The sequence below is a fragment of the Paenibacillus sp. FSL H7-689 genome, assembly GCF_000517905.1.
GTDB lineage: Bacteria > Bacillota > Bacilli > Paenibacillales > Paenibacillaceae > Paenibacillus > Paenibacillus amylolyticus.
In genome coordinates, this window is the sequence record NZ_ASPU01000037.1 from 1 (window position 1) to 489 (window position 489).

The window sequence follows — 489 nt, forward strand, 5'->3', positions numbered from 1 at the left end:
TCCTCCGTGTGCTCTTAGTAGCTTAACCATTTTGTTCCGGTTTCGGTCGCTCGCTTCCCTTGTTTTGCTTGCGCAAAGTCAAAAGTCGCTCTCACCCGATACCATCACAAAAGCAATCTAACTACCTTTATACACTTGACTTGTTTGCACAAGTTCAGCTTAAAGGAATGTTCTAATTCGCGTTTGTTTCGTTTCGATATCTAGTTTTCAAAGAACAAGCCAAATAGATGAAATTGTTTGGTGGAGCCAAGCGGGATCGAACCGCTGACCTCCTGCTTGCAAGGCAGGCGCTCTCCCAGCTGAGCTATGGCCCCTCAAATTCCATCAAAACTGAACAAATGGATAAGTAACTGTGTTGCTGTTGCAGGTTCTAAGAACCTGCATATTTGAATGTTTCCGTTGCAGGAAACAATTCTCCATAGAAAGGAGGTGATCCAGCCGCACCTTCCGATACGGCTACCTTGTTACGACTTCACCCCAATCATCTAT

At 45.0% G+C, this 489-nt stretch carries 1 tRNA gene and 1 rRNA gene; both read right to left on the minus strand.

The features are described 5' to 3' along the window. Positions 1–238 precede the first annotated feature (238 nt). Positions 239–314, minus strand: a tRNA-Ala gene (locus C170_RS21815). A 108-nt stretch (positions 315–422) separates the two neighbouring features. Then, a 16S ribosomal RNA gene (locus tag C170_RS21820) occupies positions 423–489 on the minus strand; the annotation flags it as partial.